Consider the following 3,632-nt stretch of genomic DNA (forward strand, 5'->3'; position numbering starts at 1 on the left):
GTGGGTATTATGCTTTATCAGTTTATCGTAGGCAGTTTGCCCTTTGAAGGCACTATGGCAGAAATTATCAAGAAGCAGATTAATGAAAAGTTGCCTTTAAAGAATGTGCCATATAAGGCCATCCGCCGCATTATTGAAAAAGCCACAGCAAAGAAACAGCAAGACAGATACCAATCGGCATCAGAGATGCGTGTCGATCTTGAGCACCCCCTTAAGCCCATGAATCCCCATAAAGGGCAGCATAGATCTTCCACATCTGGTATATGGTGGCTGATTTCTGCTCTATTGTTGGCATGCTTAGCTGGATATCTGCTTATCTTCCAGTCTAGTGACGAGGATAAGGATCGTTATGAGGACCGAAGAGAATCTATAGAAAGGGAAAAGGATAGAGATGAGAACAGAGACAAAGATAATCAAAAGGCCAAAGAAGAGACAGATTCTACTTATCAGATGGAAGTCTCTCAAGCCAAGCAGGATAGTCTGCAAAATCTTGCCAAAGGGAAGCAAGCGACGCCAAAGAAGGAGAAAAAACAAAAAGTCTCATCCCGTCGCACATCTGGTGCAGCTTATAGTGAGTCATCGTCTCAGCAGCGAGAGCGCTCTACAATGACAACTGGGACCAAGAATTTCGGTTATGCCACTTTCAGAGGAGCATTGAAGAATGGAATGCCTCATGACGTAAATGGTCGACTTACATTTAAGACTTCACACATCATTGATAGCCGTGATCCTAAAGGCCGTGTTGCTGAGCCTGGCGATTATGTGATAGGTGAGTTTTCTGATGGGCATCTGGTCCAAGGTATCTGGTATGGAAGTGACCATCAGGTAAAAGGTAGTATTATTATTGGTAAGTAATTTGGTAGAATGGCAAAGATAAGAGTTCGATACATGTTCCTTTGTCTGTTGATGGCTTACGCCACCAGCTTTTCTGCTCAGAATGTGAAGTTCTTCAGTTCTGAGCAGCGACAGGCTGCTGGCAAATTACAGACAATTGTCATGGACTTTCTTGAGCGCTACGCTGCTCAGCACCAAGGGCTGGATGCAATCACCCTCAAGACGAGATTAGCCGATGACAAAGTGTTTTTCAGACGCGGCTCCATCGCGGATCTTAGTCAAGTGAATGATACAATGCCCTTTTCCATTAATCTTAATGATCGTTATTACGAGGTGGGATGGATGAAGGATCAGCGGCCTTTCGTGACAATCGCATTTCCTGCTCAGTACGATTTGCTACTCGGGATGAAGCAAGACGAGGCACAACAACGATTCAAGGAGTTTCTCACTGACTCTCTTCAACGAAAAGGAAAGCCGGAGATGCCACATTCCTACGCTCTGACAAAGGACAGCGTATTGAAATACCAATCGGAACGTTTTGAGTTGGAGGATATGACCAATGCCGTTTATTACCATCTTGATGACAGCCTACCCGTGTATGACAAGGCCCACCTGGAATATGCTGCAGCAAATCTGTTATTAGGCCACATTGCAGATACTCATCACCGTTTGTATATAGAGCAGTCGGTATATGGTATGAAGAGCATAAACTATTTCATCACTCTTGAAGAGTGGTTGAACTACTGTGCAGCATGGAATCTGAAATTATTCTTTGGCATAGAAGAACATCGGCAGGACGGCATTATCGCAATAGTAATCGCCCAAAGTCGTGAACTAGGGTTCAATCATCTGATGTCAGTCGTGATTCCTGACAAGTTCACCGCAGATAGAAACTGTATCCTCAAAGCAAGATTGACACCCTATATTCCCATTCACAATGTGAAAGAACTGTTTAGTAAGGAATCTAAAAATCGTAAGAAAATTCAATGGAAATGAGAAAATACATATTATTAGTTTCAGTTTGGTTTATAAGCCTGAACATTTCTGCTCAGGATATAGCTATAAATAGACAAATCAATGCTTTGAAGCGTGATACAACCCTGATTTATGCAGAAGCTACTATGGAAAAGCTTAAAGATGCTGAAACAAACGCAAATACAATTTTTAACATGAAGCTTTCTGAATGGGTTAAACTGCAATACGATATGGATCTTTCTGATGTCGAATTACGAGAAATCAGACTCCACCGTAAAGAAATTCAAATGATGCGTTACTACTTATATAGAGTATTTGTATACATTTCTAAAGACTCCATTAAGGTTGAGCATCCTGAACCTGAGATAAAAGAAGAAAAAATCATGCTGAATGAAGAGGAACTGGAAATGGTAACGTTAGACAGTTTCTATAAGATTGAGCCTTATATCAAACTATTGGAGAGTAAGGGTAAACTTAAAGCATACGGAAAATTTAAGAATTTGCCAAACAATGATTTATGTTATCTTTTTATATATAATAAGGAGGGAGAGATCGTTGCTGTCATGAAGCATACTGCCGACAAGGTCGTAAATCTGAAAACTTTAGAACAAGATATGGTTACAAATTATAAAAACTGTGGAGCCATCTGGTTCCAGCTAAAATAAACAAAAAAGATGAAAAATCGCGTGTTACTTTTACTTCTCTGCATGCTGACATTCAATTTGAATGCCAAAGCAATTAATGTGATTGTCTCGGATGGTATTGATAACCCTTCCGTTAAGGTGAAGATTGAAAACGCTGCAAGTCGAATCTTAAACGAAGTAAATGCAGCACAGAATGAGAATCGCAACTTGAACTTCAATGTGATGGGAGTCAATGCTCAGGTACAGCGGTCTATGTCAATGCTTTGGGAGAACACCCCCTTTGTCTGCATTGATGATGAAATCGTCGAACACGGCATTTCCACAAGTTCTGGTTATCAGATTCGCAACATCCCCCTGATGATGAAGCCGACAGGAGAACGCCCCTTCAACGAAGATGAATACCAAGAGGCTGTGATTAATTTCGACAAGCAGGGAAATGTAGAAAGTTTCAATCTCTCTATCTCTGTCAACCTATATATGAATGTGGTGAATAGTAACCTGGAGCTTACAGACCTCCGCCGTCGACAGATGATACTTGATTACGTTGAGCAATTCCGCACGGCTTATAACCAGAAAGACATAGATTTCCTGAGGATGGTCTATAGTGAGGATGCTCTTATCATTACCGGTAGGGTTATCACCCAGAAACAACCAGAAGGCTTTACTTCTCAAAAAATCAAATATAATAAGCAGACGAAGCAACAATATTTGAGGAATCTGACACGCGTATTCAATACGACGCAATATGTTCGTGTGACTTTTGACGAGATAGAGGTCATGCGCCATCCGACAAATCCGAATTTTTATGGTGTGACACTTCATCAGGGCTACACAAGTAACACTTATCATGATGACGGCTATCTGTTTCTGTTGTGGGATTTCCGCAACGAACAGGCACCAGAAATACATGTCCGTACTTGGCAACCAGACAGACTTGAGGGGCATGCACTTTCTCGGGACGAAGTTTTCAGCTTAGGTGATTTTGATATTAAATAATTATAAAGATGAGAAATTGTAGAACTATTTTTATAATCCTTCTATTTTTTTGGCCTTTGTTGCTGATGTCACAAGGCCAAGATTTTTGGATTAAAGACTTCCACCAAAACATGACTGATTTATCGGCCATAAGTTCCAACGTGAAAGACTTGAATGGCAAACCTACCGCTCTGATACGCTTTG

3 protein-coding genes and 1 pseudogene are annotated in these 3,632 nt (G+C 41.0%); all 4 read left to right on the forward strand.

From position 1 onward, the window contains the following. A pseudogene (locus tag BMY16_RS15200) lies at positions 1-855 on the forward strand (hypothetical protein); the annotation flags it as partial. Positions 856-864: 9 nt separating this feature from the next. Beyond that, on the forward strand, positions 865-1,830 hold the full coding sequence (locus tag BMY16_RS15205) for a hypothetical protein (RefSeq protein WP_091844200.1): 966 nt from the start codon (positions 865-867) through the stop codon (positions 1,828-1,830). Further along, a complete protein-coding gene (locus BMY16_RS15210; protein WP_139207262.1) occupies positions 1,827-2,474 on the forward strand; it encodes a hypothetical protein in 648 nt (215 codons plus the stop codon). Before BMY16_RS15205 ends, BMY16_RS15210 begins: the two co-directional genes overlap by 4 nt. Before the next feature lie 9 nt (positions 2,475-2,483). Beyond that, positions 2,484-3,449, forward strand: a complete 966-nt coding sequence (locus tag BMY16_RS15215) for a L,D-transpeptidase Cds6 family protein (protein ID WP_139207263.1) — start codon at positions 2,484-2,486, stop codon at positions 3,447-3,449. Positions 3,450-3,632 lie beyond the last annotated feature (183 nt).

This window comes from Prevotella sp. ne3005 (assembly GCF_900110085.1).
Classification (GTDB): domain Bacteria; phylum Bacteroidota; class Bacteroidia; order Bacteroidales; family Bacteroidaceae; genus Prevotella.